A 22,518-nucleotide genomic window follows, 5' to 3' on the forward strand; every position below is an offset into this window, starting at 1 on the left:
GCAAATTCCTTTGATCGCAGGGTCGTCCTCCAAAGATAGGCCGGAATCGGTCATCGGAACATGGATGATGGTCAACCGGTCGGGTCCGACCCTGAATCATGGGGTCGAGAACACCCGGCCGAGTACTGGCACGCCCGGGGATTAGCAAGGGGCCGTCTTGGCCAACCACAGCGATGACATTGCAGCTGGCCTTCGACCCTGAACGGATCGTCGGGGACGCTGTGGAGCGGGGGAAATCAATACCGCGCGACCGACGCCGCGCGGTAAGTCACGGCCGTTCAGTGAGTTGCGTGCACATGTTCCACAGGCGTTGGCGGGTTTCCGGGTCCGAACCCATGCCCGGCGTCGGGAGCTCCTTGCGCTTCGACCACAGTTTGCCGGAAACTCCCGCTGTTTCGCCTGACGTGGCGAGCCACAGCGGAGTGTCCGCTGCCGTTTCAGCCGGCGCGCCCAACACGTTGGTAATCCAGCGGAACGGGCCCCCGACGTCCTGCAGCAGCGAGGTGTTCTTGACCAGTCCCGGATGAACGGCATTGGCCACCACGCCGGAGCCACGCAGCCGCTCAGCGAACTCCTGCGTGAGGAGAACACGGGCGAGCATGGTGGGCGGGGTGGCGCGCAGGTAGCTGTATTTGCCTTTTGCCGTCTGGAGGTCATCGAAGTTGAGCTTGGCATTTCCATACCGGGAGGCCACGTTCACGATCCGGGACGTCCGCGGCACCCGGGCCGGCTGGTCAGGAGTAACTTTCCCCGTCCCGGAGGCGTCTTTGAGCGCGTCCGGTAAGAGATTGGTCAGCAGGAAGTAGGCAACCACATTGGTGGCGAAGGTCAGTTCAAGGCCGTCGGGCGTCACGTGGCGCTCCTTGCGGAGCACGCCCGCTGCGTTGACGAGCACGTCGAGCCTGTCATGGCGGGAGCGGAAGTCCGCCACCGCAGTGCGGATCGAGGCCTGGTCCGAAAGGTCGCAGACCAGTGGTTCTAGCTGACCGGAAGGAACGCGCGAGCGGATGGCCTCGACTGCTTCCGCCGCCCGCGGTGCGGAGCGCGCGACCACCACCACCCGGGCGCCCTCGCGCGCAAGGCCCGTTGCTATCGCGTTTCCCAGGCCGCCCGCCGCTCCTGTTACCAGAGCCACGGTGCCATCCATGGATCCCATCTCGCTTCCCGCCCTCCTGACATTTTGCTCAACCTCCAGCTTCACTCAGCAGCGGCGGGGAGCGTAGGGCCGTCCGACCCATTCCTACCTCGCGGGCGGGGGGAGGAGTAGGCTGGAATGACCGTCAGGCAGAGCGCGGCCGCAAGCAAGACTGGGCATGGAACCCCCAGCATCCGGAAAGGTTGCCCATGGCTGCCCGACTTCCCCGCACCTATCCCGCCGCCGACATCACCGGCTACGTCGAGGACCTCGTTTTGAATTGTCCGGACCTCTCCGGCTTCCTCGAAGACCTCGCCGCACTCTGCGCCGAGCAGCAGGCCTATTTTTCGGGAGATGTGTCCTGCGGCATCACTGTTCTCAGAGCCTCCGGCATCCCGGCTCTCGGAAGCTCCGATGAAGCCACACGCGGTCTTGAGGCGGCCCAGACCAGCAACAGGGAAGGTCCTGCGTTGACCGCCGCAACGGATGAGTCAATGGTCCTTGTCCCGGATCTGAGGACCGAGGAACGCTGGCCCAGCTTCGTTGATGCCGCCAGGCGCCAGAAAGTGCTGTCCGTCCTGGCGTTGGCGATGCCTCTGGAAGGCGTCGCCAGTGCCGGGATGAGCTTTTACAGCCTCCGGCCGCACGGCTTCGGCAGGGAGGCAATCGCCAATGCGCACGCTTTGGCCGCCGACGCATCCAAGGGATTGCGCCTTGTACTCAGGATCGCGTCACTGCGGGAGGCGGAGCATAATCTCCGGACCGCGATGGCGGCCCGGCCACCCATAGACATCGCGGTCGGTGTCATCATCGGACAAGAACGCTGCAGCCAGGATGTTGCGCTTGAATGGCTCTTCCAGGCTTCGCGGGCACGCAACCTGAGCATCCACGAGCTGGCGGCCGAGATCGTTGCCTCTACCGGCGCCGCCCATCCGACCAGGATCCGTTCCGACAGCTGAGTACACCGGTGCGGCAGGACAAAAGCCCCTGCTGCGGCAGCGACGCCATGTGCTTGAGTTGGTAGATGACGGAGCACCGCCTGGCGCTGAAAGCCGTGAAGGGATTCCATACGTTTGCCTGGTTCACCATCGAGGCTTGCATGATGTTCGTGCTGTATTCAGGGATCCGAAGGCGGACTGACCGGCGCGTGGGACAGGCTGCCGCTGTTGTTGCCGGCGAAATCCTGATTTTCGCCGCCAACGGGTTCCACTGTCCGCTGACGCCGCTGGCGCGACGGCTCGGCGACCCCACCGGTTCCGTGACAGACATTTATCTCCCCAAATGGTTCGCCCACAACCTGCCGGCCATCCATGTACCGCTGATCGTCATATCGGTGGTCCTCCACGTACGAAACCTCAGGTCTGCCAGAGCCCGGGAAACGGGAGGGGCGAGGGGCCATGGCGGACTCCACCAAGATCGTTAGCGCAGCAGTCTTTCTCATCGCCGCGCTGTTGTGGGTAGCCTTCGGAGTTTTGCTGCTGCTTCGGCAGGGGGATCTTGGTGAGTCGTGGGCCGCGTTCCAAGGCCAGGCGTGGGTACTTCAGGGCCTGGAGTACCTGATCTTTCTTCCCTGGGCCGCAGCGTTATGGCTGTGGAACACTCCATGGGCATTATCGATCCGGGCCCTGCTGGTGATAGGGCTGGCATGGGCGAGCCTTTACCTCCTGAACCCGTGGCGCTCCTCGCCGGGGGCCCGGCCGAGGGTCAGAAAGCGGTCGTAAGCTTACGCTCCAGGCTCGACGTCGGCGCTCCGCAGGCAGTAGTCGTCCGGGTCCAGCACACTGAGGATGCGTTTGCCGATGCTGCCGAGCTGGCGTGACTGCGCCTTCGTCAGGGGATCAAATACCAGTGTGCGGACGGCCTGCACATGACCCGGGGCAGTCCCGACGATTTTTGCCCAGCCGTCATCGGTGAGCGCGGCCAAGGTGATGCGCCCGTCGGTGGGGTCAGGGGAGCGACGGACCCAGCCCCGCTTTTCAAGCCGGCTCACCACCTGGGACAGGCGGGGGAGGCCTGACTCGGTGAATCCGGCCAGATCGCTCATCCGGCGCGTGCGGTCCGGCGCCTCGGACAGGCCTGCCAGGACCATGTACTCAAAGTGGCTCAACCCGGCGTCGCGCCGCAGTTGCGCATCCAGGGCAGACGGCAGTTTCATCATCACGCCCACCAAAGTCAGCCACGCCTCGCGTTCGTCGCTGTTTAGCCAGCGGGGCTCCTCGGGTTGTTCCATGGGGCAAGTCTAGGGCATTCACTTCACGCATGAAGTTTTTAGTCCGCCAGATCACTTGCATCGTGAACTCATCGGCACTACTATTTACTTCAACATTCAAGTACTTTCGTTCCGACCTCCCGAGGAGCACATATGACCGTCCTGACCGAGACCGTCGCGCGGCCATATGAACAACCTGCCGCCGTGCGCAGCCAGGTCACCGTCCCGCTGCGCTTTCCGGATGGTTTCACCGCCACGGCCGAGGTGATGACCTTCCACGGACTGGCCGACGGCAAGGAACACCTCCTGCTTGGACTCGGCCAGTGGGAGCAGACGCTCCTGGACCAAGGACCGGACGGTGCCGCACCGCTCGTCCGGCTGCACAGCGAATGCCTGACCGGCGACGTCTTCGGCAGCGAGCGCTGCGACTGCGGTCCCCAGCTGCGCGAAGCTGTCGAGGAGATTGCCGCCGTCGGAGGTTTCCTGCTGTACCTCCGCCAGGAGGGGCGCGGCATCGGCCTGTACTCGAAACTTGACGCGTACGCCCTGCAGGACGCCGGCCTGGACACCTACGAAGCCAACGTGGCACTGGGGCGCGCGGAGGACGAGCGGGATTACACTGCCGCCGCCCAGATGCTCGGCGCCCTCGGCGCCGGCCGGATCCGCCTCCTGACCAACAACCCGGACAAGGTAGGCCAGCTGACAGCCCTGGGCGTTGATGTGACGGAGCAGGTCCCCACGGGTGTGCACCTGTCCGAAGCCAACCGGCTTTACCTGGCAGCAAAGCGGAACCACACCGGGCATACCATCGACTTCCCGGCCGCGGATCTCCCGGCCGTCGCCCTCCCGGCCATCGACCGCCCGGCCGTCGCCCTCCCGGCCATCGACCTCCCGGCCGCGGACCTCCCCGGGGCCGCCGCCGCGGTTCCGACGCATGACGAGCTGCTGGCCCGGGTGGACGCCCTGGTTCCGCGGTTGCGGGAGCGTGCGGGGGAAACCGAAGAGCTCCGCCGCATCCCGGCCGCAACCATTGCCGAACTGAAAGCCGCAGGTGTCTTCCAGATGCTCGCGCCGAAGGCCGTGGGCGGATTCGGAATGGGGCTCGAAACCTATGTGCAGGTGGTCCGCCGCCTCGCGCAGGGTGACGCCTCAACCGCATGGAGCGTCGGCCACCTTGTGGAACACGTGTGGATGCTGGCCCGCTGGCCGCAGCAAGCCCAGGACGAAGTATTCGCCAACGGCCCCGCCCCCTTGGCCGCGGCAACCGGAGCCCCTCCCGGATCAGCGGAGAAGGTCCCCGGCGGGTTCGCCATTTCCGGCCGCTGGAGCTTTGCCTCCGGCGTGATGCATTCTGACTGGGCGCTCCTGGCAGTCCGGCACGGCGACGTCCGCCTGCAGTGCCTGGTCCCGATGGCGGAGCTCGAGTTGCTGGACGTCTGGCACACGGCCGGCCTGCGGGGCACCGGCAGCAACGATCTCCGGGCTGAGGCCCTCTTCGTCCCGGCGCACCGTGCCCTCGAGTGGAATCTGCTGGCAGCCGCTGACAACCCGGGAAGCTTCATCCACCCGGATCCCAGCATCCACATCCCCATGGCCACGTTCCTGAACATGGTCGCGCCGGCAGCCGCCCTCGGGGCTGCGGAGCACGCACTCGAAGAGTTCCGCAACCTGATGATGGTGCGCAGGGTCAAGCAGACCGTGGAGAAACGCCAGGCGGATTCGCCTCTTGCCCAGGCCCGGTTCACCCAGGCGTACGGACAGGTTGCCACCGCACGCCTGCACTGGGAGGAAGCCGTCAGCGTGGTCTCCGCGTCTTTTGGACGCCGGCCTGTTGCGTTCACAGATGAGGAGCGCGCACGGTACCGGCTCTCCCTCGGCCTCAGCGGCCAGGCCTCGGCCGAGGCAGTCCGGCTCATCCTGACCGGCTCAGGCGGCAGCGTGCACCGCCTGACGCACCCGCTCCAGCGGATCCAGCGAGACGTCAACGTGCTGCTCAACCACGCTTCGCTGACCATGGACCCCATCCTGGAACAGGCGGGCAGGGGGCTCCTGGACCTAGGGTTTACGATTCCGGCAGAACAGTTCTAGCCGGCCCGGTTCCGCTTTACTGGAAGTCAGCGAGCCACAGGTCCGGGCCGAACACCTCGTACTGGATGTCCTTGGCCGGAACGCCCTTGGCGATCAGGGCGCTCCGCACCGCCTGCAGGAACGGCAGCGGCCCGCAGAGGTAGTATTCGGCGTCCAGCGGCAGCTCCACGGCATTGACGTCCATGAACCCCTGGAACGTTGAGCCGGACGGGCCCTGATCCTCTGCCGGGTTCACGAACCAACTGTGCAGGGATCCCTCAGGCAGCCGGCCGATGTCCTCGGTGACCTGCTGACGGAGTGGAAACGACTCCGGACTGTCGTCAGCGTGCAGGAGCATCACCTGGCGCTGCGAGCCAGCCTTCACGAGGTGGGAGAGCATCCCGGCCATGGGGGTGATGCCGATGCCGGCGCTGGCCAGCACCACAGGCCTGTCGGTGTATTCCAGCACCACATCACCGAACGGGGCTGAAAGCACCACTTCATCGCCGACGTTGACGTCCTGGTGCAGGAGGTTGGACATCTCGCCGTCAGGGGTGGCGAGCCCATGGACCCTTTTGACCGCGAAATGCCGGTGCTGCCCGTCATCGGCGCGGGTCAGGCTGTACTGGCGCGGCTGATGGACGCCATCCTTCATGGGCATCCTGATGGTCACGTACTGCCCGGGCAGGGACGGCTTCACGTCCCGTTCATCAGTCCTTTCCACCACGAAAGTGACCACGTCGGCCGTCTCCTGGATGCGCCGGGCCACCCGCCAGGTGCGCCAGATGGTTTCCGGGGAAAGATGCACCGCGCCATAGAGGCCGCGTTCCTTGTTGATCAGCAGGTTCCCCATCAGCCAGTACACCTCGTCCCAGGCCGCCGCGACCTCAGGGGTGACAGCGTCCCCGAGCACGTCCACGATGGCCCAGAACAGGTGGTCGTGGACGATCTGGTACTGCTCCGGGCTCAGGCCCAGCGAGACGTGCTTGTGGGCCACGCGGGACAACAAGTGGTCCGGCAGCTGGTCCGGCTTATCCACGAGGTAGGTGGCGAAGGCGGCGATTGATCCGGCCAGCGCCTGTTGCTGGCGGCCGTCGGCCTGGTTTCCGCGGTTAAACAGGCCGTCGAGCAGGTCCGGCCTCGCCCCGAACATGTGTTTGTAGAACCGTTTGGCGATTTCTTCGATGTTTTCACCCACCACAGGCAGCGTTGCCTTGATGACGGGGCGGGCAGAGTCAGAGAGCATGGTGCGTCCTTCCGTTATTACCGGCAGAACCCAGCAGTGAACCGGCTTGGCCGAGCCAATGTAGCAGTCGCGCCACGCCCGGAGAAGGGACTTATGGCTGTAGCCAGGCTCTGGTGGGAAACTCGGTTCCATGCGTGAATTCGTTGTCCTCGGCACTGCTTCGCAGGTCCCCACCCGGACGCGTAACCACAACGGCTACGTGCTGCGGTGGGATGGTGAGGGCCTGCTTTTTGATCCCGGCGAGGGCACGCAGCGGCAGATGATCCACGCGGGGGTATCTGCCTCGCAGATCACGCGGATCTGCCTCACGCATGTGCACGGTGACCATTGCTTTGGGCTGCCGGGCGTGCTTTCCCGGATGGCGCTGGACGGCGTGAGTCATCCAGTCCACCTGCATTACCCGGCATCGGGGGAGGACGTGGTCCGTGCGCTGGTGTCCGTCAGCACGCCCGGAATTGACCTGAGGCTGTACCCGCACGGGGGCGGCGGAGCCATCGCCTCAGGCCTGGAGGTGCAGCCGCTGAAGCACCGAATTGAAACGTACGGCTACAGGCTGAAAGAACCAGATGGCCGCCGCCTCCTGCCGGACAGGCTTGCTGCCGCCGGGATCCAGGGCGCTGAGGTGGGTCGCCTGCAGCGTGAGGGGGCTTTTGGCGGTGTGCGCCTGGTCGATGTGAGCGTTCCCCGTCCGGGGCAGGGCTTCGCCTTTGTGATGGACACGGCGCCTTGCCGGGGTGCCGAGGAGCTGGCGGACGGGGTGGATCTCCTGGTGGCAGAGTCAACGTTCAGTGACGACGACGGCGGGCTCGCCACGCAGTACTCGCACCTGACCGCCGGGCAGGCCGGGGAGTTGGCGGCCGGCGCCGCCGTCGGCACGCTGATCCTGACCCACTTCTCCTCGCGGTACGGTGACGACGTCACCCTGCTCGAGGGGCAGGCGCGGGGCCGTGCCGGCAGCTCTGCAGTCATCGCCGCCAAGGACCTGGACCGGATCGCCTTTCCGAAACGGCGGCAGCTGCCCTAGGAGGGGCCGGAAATGTTGCGCGCCCCTTGCCGTACGGCGTGCTTCGGAGCAGGATATGAGCCTCACGCGAGGAGGCTTGCCATGGTCCGGCTTGGAAAGTTTGAACGGTACCTGATCGAGGAGTTCTTCGATGATTACCGTGCCGGTGCAATGACGCAGCGCACCTTCACCCGGCGGGTCGCCTTCATCACGGGCAGCATGGCCGCGGCGTCGGCCGCGATGTTGCTGGTGGGGTGCACGCCGGAGGAAGTCCCGCGCAGCACCGACCCTATGCCCACGCCCTCAGCCCCGACGGCGGGCACGGGTGCCGCATCTACGGGACCGGTGCTTGGGGCGAAGAGCCCGCTGTCCGTTCCCGAAGGTGCCGCAGGATTGACGACGGCGACAGTCCGGTTCGCCGCCGGCGGCACCGACATCAGTGGTTACCTCGCCCGGCCGGACTCCGGTGCAGCGGGCCCGGCTGTATTGATCTGCCACGAAAACCGCGGGCTGACCCCGCATATCCAGGACGTGGCGCGCCGCTTCGCCAAGGCCGGCTACGCGGCGCTGGCCCTGGACCTACTGAGCAGGGAAGGAGGCACCGCCAGCCTTGATTCGGACGCCGTTTCCGGCGCACTGACCAGTGCCGGGACAGCCCGGCACGTTGCCGACTTCGCTGCGGCCTTTGATTACCTGCAGGCCCAGGACTTTGTGGACTCCGGACGCATCGCCATGAACGGGTACTGTTTCGGCGGCGGGATCACCTGGCAGGCGGCTACGGAGCTGCCCGGCCTGAAAGCCACCGCGGCGTTCTACGGGCCGGGCCCGGACCTCAACAAGGTGCCGGCCATCAAAGCTGCCGTATTCGGGGTGTACGCCGAACTCGACAAGCGGATTACCGGCGCGATGCCGGCCCTCCGCGATGCCCTCGACGCCACCACTGTGACGCATCAGCTCACTGTCTACCCGGGCGTGGACCACGCCTTCCACAATGACACCGGGGAACGCTATGACCAGACCCAGGCGACTGCTGCCTGGAATGACATGCTGTCCTGGTTCGGGCAGCACGTGTGAGTGTGCAGCAGCGGCCGACGACGGCGGGCGGCTGGGTGCCGCGCGCCGCCGTCCAGCCGGCCGGGATCACGCTACGCGGACGAAGGATGCGCCCTGGAGCCAGCTGATGGAGTGGACCTCGGTCTTGAAACCGTCCACGCCGCCGCTGACAACCTGGCCGTTGCCGGCGAAGACGCCGACGTGGCCGGCGGTGATCACCAGGTCACCCGGGGCGGGCGTGCCAACAACGCTGCCGTACTGGAAGAACTGGCCCGGGGCCAGGTCTCCAACACTCTTGCCGACGGAACGCAGTGCCTTCTCCACCATGGCGGTGCAGTCCTGCTGTACCCCGAGCTGGGAGTAGGCGTTGGCCAGGATTGCCGAGCCGGCTGAGCCGGTAGGGGCCTGGGCCGGAGCGGAGGTTGACGCCAGCTTGATGCCGGTGTTGGTGGGCGCGGCCGGGGCCGCGGCGGCCTTGGCTACGGGAGCCGGAGCCGGGGCCGCGACGGCCTGCCCGGCGCCGGGGATCTGGATCTGGTTGCCCGGGTAGATGATGGACGCCAGCGACAGGCCATTGGCGGCCAGGACGTCGTTGAGTGCAACGCCGTTAGCCGCGGAGATCTGGCCGAGGGTGTCGCCGGAAACGACGGTGTGGACATTGGCTGCTGCCGCTGCAGGGGCCGGAGTCACGGCTGCGGCCGGTGCGCTGACCTGGCCCTGTGCATTGGCTGTTCCGGAATCGTCAGGTCCGTGGACGCCGGCGTGAGCCGGGGCGCTGACGCCGAAAAACAGACCGGATGCGGCAGCGACTACAAGGGCCGGCCGTCCGATCATCAGGGCGCGGGACGTGGTGGTGGTGGCTGCACGGTGGCGTGCGGCAGTGTACTTCTTGGACATGGTTGATTGCCTCTCCCATGCCTGCGGGGTGAGCTGTCGGGTTCGGGTTGGAGAGACCCGGCCGGGATCGCCGTCGTTAGGGACGGGACGAATGCCGACTTAACCCCAAGGCCTCAATAGGCCGTGGAAACGTGGTTCCCCCGTCCCTGCCAGTTGCATTGCGTCTGGGGTCCCGGGTCAGTGGCAGGGCTCGGCATACTGACGGGAATGTCCCGGCTTTGAACCAGGGCACCGAACGACCATAGCTGCTGCTTTTCGCCAATGTCACATTCCGATAACGGAATGTAGGGCCGGAATTCACCTGGCCGAGTTGCTGGATTCTTCGTCCGTAAGGCACGACGATGCAGGTCACCGGCCGGGATCCGTATATGCCCGGTTGGGTCATCTAACTGATCGTTGTGTCTCAAAATTAAGATGCCGGACGGCCTTCAAGGCACCGATAATGGATAGAGAGTGCCCCTTCCCGGTGGCTGCGACCGGGTCGCCGGACAGCAGTCGGTGTGGTTCTGCAGGCAAGTGAGGGACGCCATGAGCGATGTTCTGGATCAGCTTTTTACGGCGCTTAATGCCCACGACCTTGAAGCGGCCGCGGCGCTCTTCCACGAGGACTACCGAAGCGAACAGCCTGCCCATCCCGGGCGGGCCTTCGTCGGACGGGCGCAGATGCACGCCAACTGGGAGGCAATGTTCGCCGGGATCCCGAACTTCCGTTCAGAAGTGATGCGCACGGTGGACGACGGAAACACCACCTGGGTCGAATGGAAGTGGACTGGCACCCGCTCGGACGGCCAGCCGTTTCAGGTGCGGGGGGTGGCGTTGTTCGAAGTGGAAGGCGGACTGATTACTGCCGCCCGGCTGTATCTGGAAGACGTCGAACGCGACTGGATCGATATTGAACAGGCGGTCCAGTCGTTGTCCGGACGTCGACCCCGCACCGGCGCCGGTTAGCCCCGCCGCGGCGTTTTGCCCGGTAAGCTCACGAACTATGTCCCCGTTTGTGCGAAATTCGCGGCTGCCCGGTCTCACGGCAATACTTGCCCTCGCCGTGGCCGCATCGTTTTCCTTGCTGCCTGCGCACGCCGCAGACGAGGCTCCTCCCGGTGGGTTTCCTTCCTGGCAGGATGTGGAGAAGGCCAAGCAAAGTGAGGCTGGCACGGCCGCTGAAGTCACCAGAATCGCGGATCTGCTCGGTGGGCTGCAGGCCCAGGCCGAGGCGCTGGGCAATGCCGCCGTAACCGCTGCTGCCGAGTACGCTGTGGCACAGTCCGCTCTTCAGGCAGCCAGTTCCAGGGTGGAGGCCCTGGCCGCGCAGGTGGCCCAGGCCCAGGAGGAATCGAGCCGGCACAAGAAGGAGATCGGGGCCCTCGCCGTGCAGTCCTACAAGACCGGGGGCACAAATATGGGCTTTTTCGCGGCGCTCGATGCCATGCAGACCAACAGCCTCCACGGCTTGGACATCGTCCGGATCATCAGTGACAAGACGGCGATACTGGTCCACAAATCGGCAGAGTCGGAACGAATCTCGGCGGCGCTGGCCGAGCAGGAGCGTGCCGCGAAGACCGAGCGCGAACGGCTCGCTGGCGTTGCCGAAGCCAAGCTGGGCTCAGCCCAGGAAGCCCAGCGTGCTATGCCGCGGCAGGTCGCGGAGCAACAGAAGCACAGTGATGAACTCACCGCCCAACTCGCCTCACTCAAGGGAACCAGCGCAGCAGTGGAAGGAGAATTCCGGAAAGGCCAGGCTGCCCAGGCTGCCTACGAGCTGTCCCAGGCCGCCAAGCGGGCGGCAGCGGAGGAGCAGGCACGCCGGCAGGCTGATGCCGCGGCCAAGGCTGCTGCCCAGGCCCCGGCGAACCCGGCACCCCGGGACCCGGCCGCCGGAGTCCCCGTTCCAGTACCGCCCGCTGAAAGTCCGGCGCCGACTCTGCCGCCCGTCGTCGTACCTTCCGTTCCCGGTGGCGCGGTGAATGATCCCGCCGGTGCGAGGAATTACGCCGCCGGGCGGCTTTCCGCCTTCGGCTGGGGCCAGGACCAGTTCCAGTGCCTGGCGCAGCTGTGGACGAAGGAATCCAACTGGCTGACCACGGCCACCAACCCGGACTCCGGGGCGTATGGCATCGCGCAGGCCCTGCCGGCCAGCAAATACGCGAGCGCAGGCAGCGACTGGCTCACCAGCTACCGCACCCAGGTCGAATGGGGGCTTGCCTACATCCTGAACCGCTACGGATCTCCCTGCGGCGCCTGGAACCACTCCGTAATCAAGAACTGGTACTGACAGCCCGCTGTGACGCGTTGATCCGGTTGCCGTCTGTCCACCGTAACCGGCGTCCCGACCGCGGAATGAAGGGACGGGGGGAGGACGGCGATAGGCTTTTCCCATGGCTGATTTTGAGCGGTTCCGGATCATGCTGGAGGAAGAGCGGGGCCGGAAACTGGCGCTGCTTCCGGCGCTCCGAGCGGACATCACGCTGGCCAATGCGGCCCGCCAGGACTCCAATGTGGATGATGAACATGACCCGGAGGGCGCCACCATTGCCTTCGAATTGTCGCAGGCGTCGGCGCTGCTGAACCAGAGCAGCGCCGGACTGGCCGAAGTCGAAGCCGCGCTGCGCAGAATTTCGGACGGCACATATGGGGTGTGCGCCGTCTGCGGAGGCCCCATCGCCGAAGGCCGCCTGGAGGCCAGGCCCTGGACCCCTTACTGCATCGAGCATGCCGCGGCAGGACGCCAAGGCCGGAGGTGACGCCAGTGAATCAAACAGTGCAGGACGCTGCCGGCTTCATCGATGCCACGCTGCAGAATGAAGGCACCTGGTACCGGGCAGAGGAAGTGGAGTCACGCGTGGGCGGGGCCCTCAGTTCCTATGGGGCATCTGTGGGAGCCGTGCGGGGCACTGTCCGGGACGCTGGTACGAAGTTCAAGGGCCTTGGCCACGACGACGTGACAGCACTGGCCTCGCAGCTCTGGGGCCAGCCCGGACCGGGCAGGCGGGCCGTCTATGAGCGTCGGCTCGCCGCCGTCGTGCTGCTGCAGTCCCGCGTTGCCCTGTTGCGCCACTCCGACCTGACCAGGCTCGAGGGCTTCATCCGGTCAGCGCACACTGCCGAGTTGATTGACCCCCTGATCGCCGACGTCATGGTTCCCCTGCTCGCGGCGCTGGAAGGCACCGACCGGCAACGCGCCAACGTGGTGATCGCGCGCTGGAGCCAGGACCCTGACGAGTGGGTCCGCCGCGCCGCGGCCCTGACCGCTGACATGACAGCCCGTACAGTCTGAGATCATCACCAACAAAAGGAGAAGGCCATGACCAACCCGTACAACCTGGAACGCTTTGTTGAAGCGCAGAACAGCGGCGGGACCTACGGGCAGGCCCTTTCAGAGCTGCAGCTCGGCAACAAGAGCAGCCACTGGATGTGGTTCATCTTTCCGCAGATCGCCGGCCTCGGCAGCAGCCCTGTGTCCGTGAAATTCGCCATCACCTCCCTGGCGGAAGCCCAGGCCTACCTCAAGCACGACGTTCTGGGGCCACGGCTGCTCGAGTGCAGCACCGCCGTGGCCACCCACACCGGCCGTACCGCCGTCGACATCCTGGGCGGCATTGATGCGAAAAAACTGCGCTCCTCCATGACGCTGTTCCTCCGCGCAGCACCTGGCGAGACCGTTTTCAAGACGGTGCTGGCACAGTTCTTCGACGGCGAACCCGATCCCGCCACCGATGAACTGCTCGCCGCGGCCAGGGACTGAGCCGGCGCCGGCCAGCGGTCACGGCGAAGGCGTGCCGCCGTTGACGTTCAGTGTCTCGCCCACCACATAGCTGGACTCTGCGGAGGCAAGAAACACATATGCCGGGGCGAGTTCGGCGGGCTGGCCGGCCCGGCCCAGGGGAGTGGACTGGCCGAACTCAGGCAGTTCTTCCTTCGGCTGCCCGCTGCTGACCTGCAGCGGCGTCCAGATGGGACCCGGCGCCACGGCGTTGACCCGGATGCCCTTGGGGGCGAGCTGCTGGGCGAGTCCCTTGGTGAAGTTGTTGATGCTTGCCTTGGTGGTGGCGTAATCCACCAGTGTGGGGGACGGGTTGTACGCCTGGATGGACGTGGTGTTGATGATGGTCGAGCCAGGGGGCAGGTGCGGGACGGCGGCCTTCGTCAGCCAGAACATGGCGTACACATTGGTCTTCTGCGTGTGGTCGAACTGCTCATCGGTGATGTCCGCGATGTCCTCCTGCGCCACCTGTTTGCCGGCGTTGTTGACCAGGATGTCCAGCCCGCCCAGGACCGCGACGGCGGTGTCCACCAGGTCGCGGCATGCGGCTGCATCCTTCAGGTCGCCGGGCACTTTGACGGCTTTACGCCCCGCTGCCTCAATCAGGCCGGCGATCCGCGCGGCGTCCTCTTCCTCCTCGGGCAGGTAGGACAGCACAACGTCCGCTCCTTCGCGGGCAAAGGCGATGGCCGTCGCCGCCCCGATTCCGGAGTCGGCTCCGGTCACGATGGCCTTGCGCCCCTCCAGCCGGCCGGTCCCGCGGTAGCTTTGCTCACCCAGGTCGGCTTTCGGTTCAAGCCCTGCATCCAGTCCCGGTTCCGGCTGGTGCTGCTCGGGCGGCGAAATCTTCTCTTAGGCTGTCACCGGGTTTCGGAAGGTGTACTGATCCGTCATGGCAATCCTCCTGTCAGGCGTACTAGCGGTCGGGTGCACTTGCAGCGGGCGGTGGCGGCCCGCACCAAAAAGGTAAGCAAGCTTATGTTCCCACCCTAGACACTCAGCGCTGTGGCTGCCAACCCCCTGTTCAGTCCCTGCGGACCTCCGCCAGCTCCACCTGCCGCAGAAGTCCACCATCAACTATTGCGGTCATGTACGTGCAGACAGGCTGGCGGCGGCGGTCCGTGGGCGAGCCCGGGTTGAGCAGCCGCAGTCCCCGCGGTGAGGTTGTGTCCCACGGGATGTGGCTGTGGCCAAAAACCAGCACATCGGTATCCGGGAACAGTGCCTCCGCACGTTCATTTCTGCCCTTTGCCGTGCCGGTCTCGTGGACTACGGCAAACCGCACGCCTTCCAGCACCACGTTCACTGACTCGGGAAGCCGCCGGCGGAGCTCCGGTCCGTCATTGTTGCCGTAGACCGCCACCAGGCGCCGGCTCCGCCGTTCGAACTCGTCCAGCACTCCTGCGCTCACCCAGTCGCCGGCGTGGAACACCACGTCCGCGCTTTCGACGGCGGCCCACACCTGGGCGGGCAGTTCCCGGGCGCGCGTGGGGACATGGGTGTCTGAAACGAGGAGGAGGCGAAGCGGCATATCTGAATCCTGCCACGCAGCCCCTGTTACTGCCTGCCGCCGAGTCGTACTCTGGGGCTTGGAGGTGATTGCCATGGAGGCAACTCAAGGGGACAGGATTATCGTCCGGGGCAGGACTGTCGGATCATCCGACCGGCACGGGGTGATCGTGGAAGTGCGGGGCGACGCAGGCCATCCGCCGTACCTGGTCCGCTTCGACGACGGACACGAAACGGTCATGTATCCCGGCGGTGATTTCGCCGTCGAACGCGGGCACGCAGGCCAGGCCGGCTGACACGTGACGTCGTGCCGCATGCGGGGATGGGCGGACACCTGTCAGACTTGGGGCATGGACCATTTTCAGGCTGCCACGTCCGCTGATGCGAGTTCCCGCGTTCCCCCGGTCCTGCGTGGTCCGCGGGACCCGGGCGACGCCTGGGTGGAGGGGGACCGCGGCCGGTTTTGGGGCAGGTTCGGTGCGGCCGGCGTGCTGGCGTACGACCCCTACAAGGGGGTACTTCTCCAGCACCGCGCACTGTGGAGCCACAACGGCGGAACCTGGGGACTGCCCGGCGGCGCCCTTCATCACGGCGAGGATGCCGTCACGGGCGCCCTCAGGGAAGCCTACGAGGAAGCAGCAGTGCCGGCGGATGGCGTTGATGTGCTTTTCACCTCCGTGTTGGACGTCGGCTACTGGACGTACACCACCGTTGCGGTCCTGGTGATTGAACCGTTTGAACCCGTGATCAGTGATCCGGAAAGCCTCGAGCTCCAATGGGTGCCGTTGGGGGAGATGGGCAGGAAGGAACTGCACCCCGGCTTCGCGCAAGCCTGGCCGCACCTGCAGCCACGCCTTCTTGACCGGGCCGGGCGGAGTCGGTAGGGACCGTCAGTAATCCTTGCCGTACTCCGCATTGACCAGGATGGGCAGATGGTCCGACTTGCCCCGCGGGAGGGTTTCCACGCTGGCAATATCCAGGCCCAGCGAGGTGGCGAAGTCGAAATGCCCCTTGAACACCTTGTAGCGGGTGTACGTCCGGCGGTTGCTGAGGGATAAGGCGTAACCCGAGTTCTTCATGTGCGCGTGCAGGTTCTTGGTGAAGAACGGATAGTTGAAGTCACCCACCATCAGCGTCATCAGGCCGCTGCCCATGCTGAGCAGTTCCGCGTGGGCAGCATGGATCTGCTTTCTCCGCAGCGAATTGGATGCAGTGAGGGGAGCCGCATGGAACGAACCGATGACCAGCTCGTGCTGGGTCTCGTTGTCCACCACGCGGGTACCGATCAGCCGCTCATGGGCCGGTGCCAGGACCCTGTCATGCACTGACTTCTTCAACGCAAAGGATTGCGTGTCCACGGCGGTAAACCGGCCCGTCCGGTAGTAGATGGCCAGTCCCAGTCGGTTGCCCTTGGTGGTATCGGCGAGGCGTAGCGGACCGAGCGCTTCCGGCAGCTCGGCGGCGTCCACTTCCTGCAGGCACAGCGCGTCGACGGCGAAATTCCGTGCAAGCGCGAGCAGCTCGCCGCTCGCTTTGTGCTTACGGAGGTTGTAGCTGATGACGCGCATGCGTGGAACACCTCGCTTCGAGGTCACTGACGGGACCCAATTTCCGAGTCTAGTCCGAAAGGGGGCCGCGGGCGCCGGTACTTTGTTCAGTTCAGCACCCCGGGGCCCGGCACATACTAGAGTTAATCATCATTCACCCAGACATGTCAGAAGGGGCCAACGTTGACCAAGGAACTGCCTGAACTTGCCCACGGGACTTTCTACTATCAGTCGCTGGGCAGCGGCCGGTTCCGCTCAACGATTCACGCCCAGGGCGCCTGGAACGAGCATGAACAGCACATGGCGCCCGCCGCCGGCCTGATGGCTGACAGCCTGGAGCGGCACGAACCCCGCGCAGACATGCGGATGGCCCGGCTCAGCTACGAGATCCTCGGGCTGATTCCCGGCGGCGAATGCCACATAGAAACCACCACGCTTCGTCCGGGCCGGACCATCGAGTTGCTGCAGGCAGAGCTGGTTGCCAGCGGCCGTGTGGCGATCAGGGCCACTGCGTGGCGGATGATCACCAGTGACACGGCCGCGGTGGCCGCCGTCGAGGATGCCGCCATTCCTGCGCCGGAGGACTGTAAACCGTTCGATGGCGCCGCCATCTGGCCGGGCGGGTATATCCGGTCCCTTGAGATGCGCGTGGCTGAAGGGCACCGGGACGGAGCAGGAACGGTCTGGCTGCGCACCCAGCATCCCCTGACGGACGTGGCGGACAGCAGCGACTTCACCCGCCTGATGGGCCTGGTGGACACCGCCAACGGAATCGCGGCCAGGGTCGCCCCGGGCGAGGGCAGTTACGCCTTTCCCAATCTGGACCTGCAGATCCACATGTACCGCCGGCCCGGGGGCGAATGGCTTGGCCTGGACAACGCCGTTTCCTTCGGTACCGATGGGATCGGACTTACCTCCACTGTCCTCCACGACCTTCAGGGACCTTTCGGCCGTGCGGAGCAGATCCTGACCCTGCGCCGGACCTGACGGACCTGACGGAGCTGACGGGCCCGACGGGCCGTGCTTGGGATTCTTCTGCAGGGCCGCGGCCGGCTAATCCGTTCCTGGCCAAGCAGTCAGGAGGCAGGGGGCTCCTGCGCCGGGGTGGAATCCTGACCGTATTCGGCGGTCACCAGGATGGGCAGGTGATCGGACGCGCCACGTGGCAGCGTCTCGACGTTCTCGATGTTCAGTCCCAGTGAGGTGGCAAAGTCGAAGTGCCCCTTGAACACCTTGTACCGCGTGTAGGTCCTGCGGTTGCTGAGCGAGAGCTCGTACCCGGAATCCTTCATGTGTTCGGTGAGGTTCTTGGTGAAGAACGGGTAGTTGAAGTCACCCGCCATCAGGGTCATCAGGCCGGAACCCATGCCGAGCAGTTCCTTGTGGGCCGCCTTGATCTGGTTGCGCCGCAGCGAGTTGGTGGCTGTCAGCGGCGCCGCATGGAAGGAAGCAATGACGAGTTCGTGGTCAGTCTCGTTGTCCCGCACACGCGTGCCGATGAGCCGTTCATGTGCCGGCGCCAGAACCATGTCGTGCAGGGACTTCTTCAGCGCAAAGGTATTGGTGCCGTGCGCGGTGAACCGGTCCGGCCGGTAGTAGATGGCCAGCCCCAGCCGGTTTCCTTTGGTCGAATCGGCCAGTTGGAGGTGACCCAGGGTGTCCGGCAGGTCAGTTGTGTCGCACTCCTGCAGGCAGAGCGCATCGACAGCGAAGTCCCGGGCCAGGGCCACGAGTTCCCCGCTGGCCTTGTGCTTGCGAAGGTTATAGCTAATGACTCGTATCAGTGGATTGCCTCTCCTGGAGGAGTGTGGGGGTACCGCCGGGTTCTGAGTTTAGCCACCCGGCGGGTGACGGTACGTCATAGTCCGTGCGTGTCAGGTAGCTTTTGCCGGGAGCCCGGTCAGGTGGACCGGAACACGAGCCAGCCGGCGAGCGTGGACAGCCCGGTCAGTGCGGCTCCCCAGAGAATGTCCACCACAATGAGCTGCAGCGGCCATGTCTTGAGGGTGGCGGCGTTGGTGAGGTCATACGTTGCGTAGGCAAAGGCGCCCAGCGCGGCACCGTAGCCGACGGCGGTCAGCCAGCTGCCGCCGTCGAGCGCCGGCCGCAGGGCGAAGAAGAGAATCCCCGCTATGTACATGACATAGAAAGCCACGGCGTAACCTAATTGGGGCTTGTCAGCGAGCAGGTCACCGATGTGGCTGCGGTAGAACGGGTTCATCAGCTTGAGCCAGATGGAGTCGATGACCGCGAACGCCGCGGCCACGACAAGGAATTGCATTATGACCATAAGGGAGCTTAGCAAAATGCAGGACGTCGAGGCCGACCGGACGCTCACCGTGGTGCGGCAGGACCATACTCTTGGCGCCGGGAGGGATCTGGAATTCGGCCTGGAACTGCTGACCCTGGCCAAGACCGGCGGGATCGGTCCCACCCTCCGGCTGTACCGGCCCGCCCCGACTGTTGCTTTCGGCCAGCGGGACACCCGCCTGCCGGGCTTCGAGGCGGCTGCGCAGGCCTGCCGGGACCACGGCTTCGAGCCCCTGGTGCGGAAGGCGGGAGGCCGCGCCGCCGCCTATCATGAGGGCACTTTGGTGGTTGACCACGTCATGCCGGACGCAGACGCCATTGCCGGCTCCAAAAGCCGGTTCGGTTTCTTTGGCGAGCTCCTGGCACAGGCGTTGCGGGACGCCGGCGTGCAGGCCGCCGTCGGCGAGATCCCCGGCGAGTACTGCCCCGGCGAGTTCAGCGTCCATGGCACCCACCCAGCGGATCCGACCCACCGGATCAAACTCGTCGGCACGGCGCAGCGTGTGGTGAGCGGCGGCTGGCTGTTCAGTTCGGTGATCGTGGTGGAAAACTCCGCCCCCATCCGCGCCGTCCTCACGGACAGCTATGCGGCGCTGGGCCTTGACTGGGACCCGGCCACCGCCGGGGCGGCCGACGATCTTGTGCCGGGGCTGACAGTCCAGGCCGTTGAGGACGCGGTAATTGCCGCCTACGCGGGCCACGCCACCCTCTGCCACGCTGACTTCAGCCGCGTGTACAGCAGGGAAGCGTAGCCCGCTTCGGTGGTCGGGCCCTAGTGGCCCCGGGCGATCCATTCATCCAGGTGCGGGGCTTCGGCTCCGATGGTGGTGGTGTCGCCGTGCCCGGTCCGGACCACCGTTTCGGCCGGGAGCGGCAGCAGCCACGTCCTGATCGACTCGATGATGGTGGGGAAGTTGCTGTAGGACCTGCCCGTGGCTCCGGGGCCGCCCTGGAAGAGGGTGTCGCCGCTGAAAACCGTCCCCTCGCCGTCGGGACCGTCAGCCAGGTGGAAGGACACCGAACCCGGCGAATGCCCCGGGGTGTGCAGAGCCGTCAAGCTCGCTCCCGCCACTTCGAGCACGTCACCGTGGTTGATGCGGACGTCCGGTTCCACGTCCGGGTAGACACTCTTCCAGAGCATCCAGTCGGCCTCGTGCAGGTGGATGGGGGCCTGGACAAGGTCCCAGAAGTCGCCCACCGAACGGATGTGGTCGTCGTGGCCGTGCGTGAGCAGGATCGCCTTGAGCCTCCGGTCACCCACCGCCGCGGCAACAGCCTTGGCATCGTGCGCCGGATCAATCACCACGCATTCGGCGTCGTTGCCCACGATCCAGACGTTGTTGTCCACATCCCAGGTGCCGCCGTCGAGCGAGAACGTCCCGGAGGTGACCAGACGGTCGATCCGCAGCGGACCGCCGTCGGTGCCTGCTGCCGGCGAGGAAGCCGCGGTCACAGCTCCACCACCGATCGCAGCACCGAACCGGAGTGCATCTTCTCGAACGCTTCCTCCACCTGGTCGATGGTGATCCGCTCGGTCACAAAGGCGTCCAGGTCGAGCTTGCCCTGCTGGTAGAGGCTGATCAGCATGGGGAAGTCCCGGGACGGCAGGCAGTCGCCGTACCAGGAGGACTTCAGCGAGCCGCCGCGGCCGAAGACATCCAGCAGCGGCAGTTCCAGGGTCATGTCCGGCGTCGGGACGCCCACCAGCACCACGGTGCCGGCGAGGTCGCGGGCGTAGAACGCCTGCTTGTACGTTTCCGGACGGCCGACGGCGTCAATCACCACGTCAGCGCCGAAGCCGCCGGTGAGTTCCCGGATTTTCTCCACCGGGTCCGATGCCGAGGAGTCCACGGCATGGGTGGCGCCGAGTTCCAAGGCGCGTTCCAGTTTCTTGGCATCGATATCGACGGCGATGATGGTGGTCGCGCCTGCGAGCGCGGCGCCGGCGATGGCGGCCACCCCCACGCCGCCGCAGCCGATCACAGCGACCGAATCGCCGCGCTTGACCCCGCCGGTGTTGATGGCGGCACCGAGTCCCGCCATCACGCCGCACCCGAGCAGGCCGATGGCGGCAGCGTCGGCGTCGGGATCCACCTTGGTGCACTGCCCGGCAGCGACGAGGGTCTTCTCGATGAACGCGCCGATGCCCAAGGCGGCGGAGAGCTCGGTGCCGTCCTCGAGGGTCATCTTCTGGGTGGCGTTGTGGGTGTTGAAGCAGTACTGGGCTTCGCCCCTGCTGCAGGCGCGGCATTCGCCGCAGACGGCCCGCCAGTTCAGGACCACGCGGTCGCCCGGGACGACGTTGGTGACGTCCGGACCCACGGCGCTGACCACGCCGGTGGCCTCGTGGCCCAGGAGGAACGGGAAGTCGTCGCTGATGCCGCCCAGTTTGTAGTGCAGGTCAGTGTGGCAGACGCCGCTGGTGAGGATGTCCACCAGGGCCTCGCCCGGACCCGGTTCCGGGACCAGGACGGTCTCCAGAGTGACCGGGGCGCCCTTGGAGCGGGCAACGACACCTTTGACTTTATGGACCACGGAAGGCTCCCTCAATGCAGATAGACAAAAACGGGACCAACCCCTGAGGTTGGTCCCGTTCTGTCTACCACATCAGCTGCCGGACTTAGGCTGCGAGACGGCTCTTTACCTCGGCAACTGACGGATTGGTGGCGGCGGTGCCGTCCGGGAAGAGCACAGTGGGGACGGTCTGGTTGCCGCCGTTGAGCTGCTCCACGAGTTCGGCGGTGCCCTCCACCTCTTCGATGTTGATTTCCGTGTAGCCGATGCCCTGCGCGTCCAGCTGCTTCTTCAGCCGGTTGCAGTAGCCGCACCAGGTGGTGGAAAACATGGTGATGGTGCCGTTCTCGGGGGTAAAGTCCACGGAGCTCTCCTGTATTCGTTGAGGGGGATTCCTTCTTCTCAACGGTAACCCTTGGCGGACTATTCCCTGTTGCTGCGCCGGCGGATGACAGTCCTTAACGGTGATGGCATGCTGGTGCCATGTGTGGACGCTATGTGATGGCCCGGGCCGTGGGTGACCTGCTGGCCGATTTTGACGCCCGGCTTGAGGATGAAGTGCAGCTTCCGCCGTCATGGAACGTGGCGCCGACGGACGATGTCCCGATTGTCCTGGAGCGGCTCATTGACGATGAAGCGGTCCGGCAGCTGCACGTGGCCCGCTGGGGCCTGGTGCCCTCGTGGGCGAAGGATCCGGGCATTGGCGCCAGGATGATCAACGCCCGGAGCGAGAGCGTGTTGGAGAAGCCTGCCTTCCGCAAGGCCGTGAAGTCACGTCGCTGTGCTGTGCCCGCGGACGGGTACTACGAATGGAAGCAGGGGACCGGCAAGGCCAAGCAGCCGTACTACGTCCATCCGGGATCCGGAAGCGGCCTGGTGTTTGCCGGCCTGTACGAATGGTGGAAGGACCCGTCCAAGGCCGACGGCGATCCGGGCAGGTGGATGCTCTCCACCTCCATCCTCACCGCGGATACTCCGCCCCCGGGTGCCGAGTCCACGGTGTTCGGCAAGCTCACCGAGCTGCATGACCGGGTGCCGCTGCCCATGGACCGGGCAACCATGGCCTCGTGGCTCGACCCGCAGATCGACGACGCAGCCTTCCTTGTGGACCTTGTCCGCGCCCATGTGAAGGATGTTGCCGCCGACTGGCACGTGGATTCAGTGGGCCGCGAGGTGGGGAACGTGCGCAACAATTCCCCGGAACTCATCCGTCCCGTGGAGGCCCTGTTTTAGACAGGTGACGCCCGTCCAGGCGGTGACCGGTCCTG

General features: G+C 65.7%; 28 protein-coding genes and 1 riboswitch. Of the genes, 16 read left to right on the top strand and 12 right to left on the bottom strand.

Going from position 1 to position 22,518, the window contains the following annotated elements:
* Nucleotides 1–268: 268 nt before the first annotated feature.
* Nucleotides 269–1,135, bottom strand: coding sequence for an SDR family NAD(P)-dependent oxidoreductase (locus tag IAQ70_RS05165; protein WP_317983585.1), 867 nt, complete (start codon nt 1,133–1,135; stop codon nt 269–271).
* Between the two features lie 209 nt (nt 1,136–1,344).
* Here IAQ70_RS05165 and IAQ70_RS05170 point away from each other — a divergent pair, with 209 nt between their 5' ends.
* The 3 genes from IAQ70_RS05170 to IAQ70_RS05180 all read left to right on the top strand — a co-directional run bounded on the left by IAQ70_RS05170 (nt 1,345) and on the right by IAQ70_RS05180 (nt 2,856).
* Nucleotides 1,345–2,094 carry a GAF and ANTAR domain-containing protein gene (locus IAQ70_RS05170; RefSeq protein WP_190988242.1) on the top strand — a complete coding sequence of 250 codons (750 nt, stop codon included), beginning with the start codon at nt 1,345–1,347 and terminating at the stop codon, nt 2,092–2,094.
* 65 nt (nt 2,095–2,159) lie between these two features.
* On the top strand, nt 2,160–2,558 hold the full coding sequence (locus IAQ70_RS05175; RefSeq protein ID WP_190988243.1) for a hypothetical protein: 399 nt from the start codon (nt 2,160–2,162) through the stop codon (nt 2,556–2,558).
* Nucleotides 2,533–2,856: a hypothetical protein gene (locus tag IAQ70_RS05180; protein WP_190988244.1), complete on the top strand. Its 324-nt coding sequence runs from the start codon at nt 2,533–2,535 to the stop codon at nt 2,854–2,856. Before IAQ70_RS05175 ends, IAQ70_RS05180 begins: the two co-directional genes overlap by 26 nt.
* A 2-nt stretch (nt 2,857–2,858) precedes the next feature.
* Here IAQ70_RS05180 and IAQ70_RS05185 read toward each other — a convergent pair whose 3' ends face one another.
* Nucleotides 2,859–3,365, bottom strand: coding sequence for a MarR family winged helix-turn-helix transcriptional regulator (locus tag IAQ70_RS05185; protein ID WP_190988245.1), 507 nt, complete (start codon nt 3,363–3,365; stop codon nt 2,859–2,861).
* Nucleotides 3,366–3,497: 132 nt separating this feature from the next.
* Here IAQ70_RS05185 and ribA point away from each other — a divergent pair, with 132 nt between their 5' ends.
* Nucleotides 3,498–5,432 (top strand): GTP cyclohydrolase II RibA, encoded by a 1,935-nt coding sequence (ribA, locus tag IAQ70_RS05190; protein ID WP_190988246.1) that lies wholly within the window; start codon nt 3,498–3,500, stop codon nt 5,430–5,432.
* Between the two features lie 16 nt (nt 5,433–5,448).
* On the opposite strand, the gene IAQ70_RS05195 is transcribed toward ribA, so the two are convergent.
* Nucleotides 5,449–6,657 carry a globin domain-containing protein gene (locus IAQ70_RS05195; protein WP_190988247.1) on the bottom strand — a complete coding sequence of 403 codons (1,209 nt, stop codon included), beginning with the start codon at nt 6,655–6,657 and terminating at the stop codon, nt 5,449–5,451.
* A gap of 130 nt (nt 6,658–6,787) precedes the next feature.
* On the opposite strand from IAQ70_RS05195, the gene IAQ70_RS05200 reads away from it, so the two are divergent.
* Both IAQ70_RS05200 and IAQ70_RS05205 read left to right on the top strand, forming a co-directional pair.
* The gene (locus IAQ70_RS05200) at nt 6,788–7,681 is read left to right on the top strand and encodes a ribonuclease Z (RefSeq protein ID WP_190988248.1); all 894 of its coding nucleotides are present in this window, start codon (nt 6,788–6,790) and stop codon (nt 7,679–7,681) included.
* 81 nt (nt 7,682–7,762) lie between these two features.
* Nucleotides 7,763–8,734, top strand: coding sequence for a dienelactone hydrolase family protein (locus tag IAQ70_RS05205; RefSeq protein ID WP_190988249.1), 972 nt, complete (start codon nt 7,763–7,765; stop codon nt 8,732–8,734).
* Nucleotides 8,735–8,800: 66 nt separating this feature from the next.
* On the opposite strand, the gene IAQ70_RS05210 is transcribed toward IAQ70_RS05205, so the two are convergent.
* Nucleotides 8,801–9,610 carry a C40 family peptidase gene (locus IAQ70_RS05210; RefSeq protein WP_190988250.1) on the bottom strand — a complete coding sequence of 270 codons (810 nt, stop codon included), beginning with the start codon at nt 9,608–9,610 and terminating at the stop codon, nt 8,801–8,803.
* A gap of 3 nt (nt 9,611–9,613) precedes the next feature.
* Nucleotides 9,614–9,778: riboswitch (cyclic di-AMP (ydaO/yuaA leader) on the bottom strand.
* 360 nt (nt 9,779–10,138) lie between these two features.
* Between IAQ70_RS05210 and IAQ70_RS05215 the strand changes: the two genes are divergently transcribed.
* The 5 genes from IAQ70_RS05215 to IAQ70_RS05235 all read left to right on the top strand — a co-directional run bounded on the left by IAQ70_RS05215 (nt 10,139) and on the right by IAQ70_RS05235 (nt 13,352).
* Nucleotides 10,139–10,558, top strand: a complete 420-nt coding sequence (locus tag IAQ70_RS05215) for a nuclear transport factor 2 family protein (protein WP_190988251.1) — start codon at nt 10,139–10,141, stop codon at nt 10,556–10,558.
* Between the two features lie 37 nt (nt 10,559–10,595).
* Complete coding sequence (locus tag IAQ70_RS05220; protein WP_190988252.1) at nt 10,596–11,882, top strand: aggregation-promoting factor C-terminal-like domain-containing protein; 1,287 nt, start codon at nt 10,596–10,598, stop codon at nt 11,880–11,882.
* Nucleotides 11,883–11,985: 103 nt separating this feature from the next.
* A complete protein-coding gene (locus IAQ70_RS05225; RefSeq protein ID WP_190988253.1) occupies nt 11,986–12,351 on the top strand; it encodes a TraR/DksA family transcriptional regulator in 366 nt (121 codons plus the stop codon).
* Nucleotides 12,348–12,884 carry a DNA alkylation repair protein gene (locus IAQ70_RS05230; protein ID WP_407682563.1) on the top strand — a complete coding sequence of 179 codons (537 nt, stop codon included), beginning with the start codon at nt 12,348–12,350 and terminating at the stop codon, nt 12,882–12,884. Before IAQ70_RS05225 ends, IAQ70_RS05230 begins: the two co-directional genes overlap by 4 nt.
* 27 nt (nt 12,885–12,911) lie before the next feature.
* A complete protein-coding gene (locus IAQ70_RS05235; RefSeq protein ID WP_190988254.1) occupies nt 12,912–13,352 on the top strand; it encodes a DUF1810 domain-containing protein in 441 nt (146 codons plus the stop codon).
* Between the two features lie 18 nt (nt 13,353–13,370).
* Here the strand turns inward: IAQ70_RS05235 and IAQ70_RS05240 are convergent, their stop codons facing one another.
* On the bottom strand, nt 13,371–14,216 hold the full coding sequence (locus IAQ70_RS05240; protein ID WP_190988473.1) for a glucose 1-dehydrogenase: 846 nt from the start codon (nt 14,214–14,216) through the stop codon (nt 13,371–13,373).
* A gap of 178 nt (nt 14,217–14,394) precedes the next feature.
* Nucleotides 14,395–14,901: a metallophosphoesterase family protein gene (locus tag IAQ70_RS05245; RefSeq protein ID WP_190988255.1), complete on the bottom strand. Its 507-nt coding sequence runs from the start codon at nt 14,899–14,901 to the stop codon at nt 14,395–14,397.
* A gap of 73 nt (nt 14,902–14,974) precedes the next feature.
* On the opposite strand from IAQ70_RS05245, the gene IAQ70_RS05250 reads away from it, so the two are divergent.
* Both IAQ70_RS05250 and IAQ70_RS05255 read left to right on the top strand, forming a co-directional pair.
* Nucleotides 14,975–15,175: a DUF1918 domain-containing protein gene (locus IAQ70_RS05250; protein WP_190988256.1), complete on the top strand. Its 201-nt coding sequence runs from the start codon at nt 14,975–14,977 to the stop codon at nt 15,173–15,175.
* 54 nt (nt 15,176–15,229) lie between these two features.
* On the top strand, nt 15,230–15,763 hold the full coding sequence (locus IAQ70_RS05255) for an NUDIX domain-containing protein (RefSeq protein ID WP_190988257.1): 534 nt from the start codon (nt 15,230–15,232) through the stop codon (nt 15,761–15,763).
* A 6-nt stretch (nt 15,764–15,769) separates the two neighbouring features.
* Here the strand turns inward: IAQ70_RS05255 and IAQ70_RS05260 are convergent, their stop codons facing one another.
* Nucleotides 15,770–16,447, bottom strand: coding sequence for an endonuclease/exonuclease/phosphatase family protein (locus tag IAQ70_RS05260; RefSeq protein WP_190988258.1), 678 nt, complete (start codon nt 16,445–16,447; stop codon nt 15,770–15,772).
* Nucleotides 16,448–16,609: 162 nt separating this feature from the next.
* Between IAQ70_RS05260 and IAQ70_RS05265 the strand changes: the two genes are divergently transcribed.
* Entirely contained in the window at nt 16,610–17,413 is an 804-nt protein-coding gene (locus tag IAQ70_RS05265; protein WP_190988259.1) for a thioesterase family protein, read from the top strand.
* An 89-nt stretch (nt 17,414–17,502) separates the two neighbouring features.
* Here IAQ70_RS05265 and IAQ70_RS05270 read toward each other — a convergent pair whose 3' ends face one another.
* Both IAQ70_RS05270 and IAQ70_RS05275 read right to left on the bottom strand, forming a co-directional pair.
* Entirely contained in the window at nt 17,503–18,207 is a 705-nt protein-coding gene (locus IAQ70_RS05270; RefSeq protein WP_190988474.1) for an endonuclease/exonuclease/phosphatase family protein, read from the bottom strand.
* Nucleotides 18,208–18,326: 119 nt separating this feature from the next.
* On the bottom strand, nt 18,327–18,707 hold the full coding sequence (locus tag IAQ70_RS05275; protein ID WP_223858924.1) for a DUF2177 family protein: 381 nt from the start codon (nt 18,705–18,707) through the stop codon (nt 18,327–18,329).
* A 1-nt stretch (nt 18,708) separates the two neighbouring features.
* Between IAQ70_RS05275 and IAQ70_RS05280 the strand changes: the two genes are divergently transcribed.
* Nucleotides 18,709–19,488, top strand: a complete 780-nt coding sequence (locus tag IAQ70_RS05280) for a lipoate--protein ligase family protein (RefSeq protein ID WP_407682564.1) — start codon at nt 18,709–18,711, stop codon at nt 19,486–19,488.
* A gap of 20 nt (nt 19,489–19,508) precedes the next feature.
* On the opposite strand, the gene IAQ70_RS05285 is transcribed toward IAQ70_RS05280, so the two are convergent.
* From IAQ70_RS05285 to IAQ70_RS05295, 3 genes are all read right to left on the bottom strand, one after another.
* The gene (locus IAQ70_RS05285; RefSeq protein WP_317983587.1) at nt 19,509–20,189 is read right to left on the bottom strand and encodes an MBL fold metallo-hydrolase; all 681 of its coding nucleotides are present in this window, start codon (nt 20,187–20,189) and stop codon (nt 19,509–19,511) included.
* Entirely contained in the window at nt 20,186–21,271 is a 1,086-nt protein-coding gene (locus IAQ70_RS05290) for an S-(hydroxymethyl)mycothiol dehydrogenase (RefSeq protein WP_190988261.1), read from the bottom strand. The genes IAQ70_RS05285 and IAQ70_RS05290 overlap by 4 nt, the downstream gene beginning before the upstream one ends.
* Nucleotides 21,272–21,356: 85 nt before the next feature.
* Nucleotides 21,357–21,614 (bottom strand): mycoredoxin, encoded by a 258-nt coding sequence (locus IAQ70_RS05295; RefSeq protein ID WP_131133128.1) that lies wholly within the window; start codon nt 21,612–21,614, stop codon nt 21,357–21,359.
* 119 nt (nt 21,615–21,733) lie between these two features.
* Here IAQ70_RS05295 and IAQ70_RS05300 point away from each other — a divergent pair, with 119 nt between their 5' ends.
* The gene (locus IAQ70_RS05300; RefSeq protein ID WP_190988262.1) at nt 21,734–22,483 is read left to right on the top strand and encodes an SOS response-associated peptidase; all 750 of its coding nucleotides are present in this window, start codon (nt 21,734–21,736) and stop codon (nt 22,481–22,483) included.
* The last annotated feature ends 35 nt before the right edge of the window (nt 22,484–22,518 follow it).

The organism is Pseudarthrobacter sulfonivorans, from assembly GCF_014712225.1.
Taxonomy (GTDB): domain Bacteria; phylum Actinomycetota; class Actinomycetes; order Actinomycetales; family Micrococcaceae; genus Arthrobacter; species Arthrobacter sulfonivorans.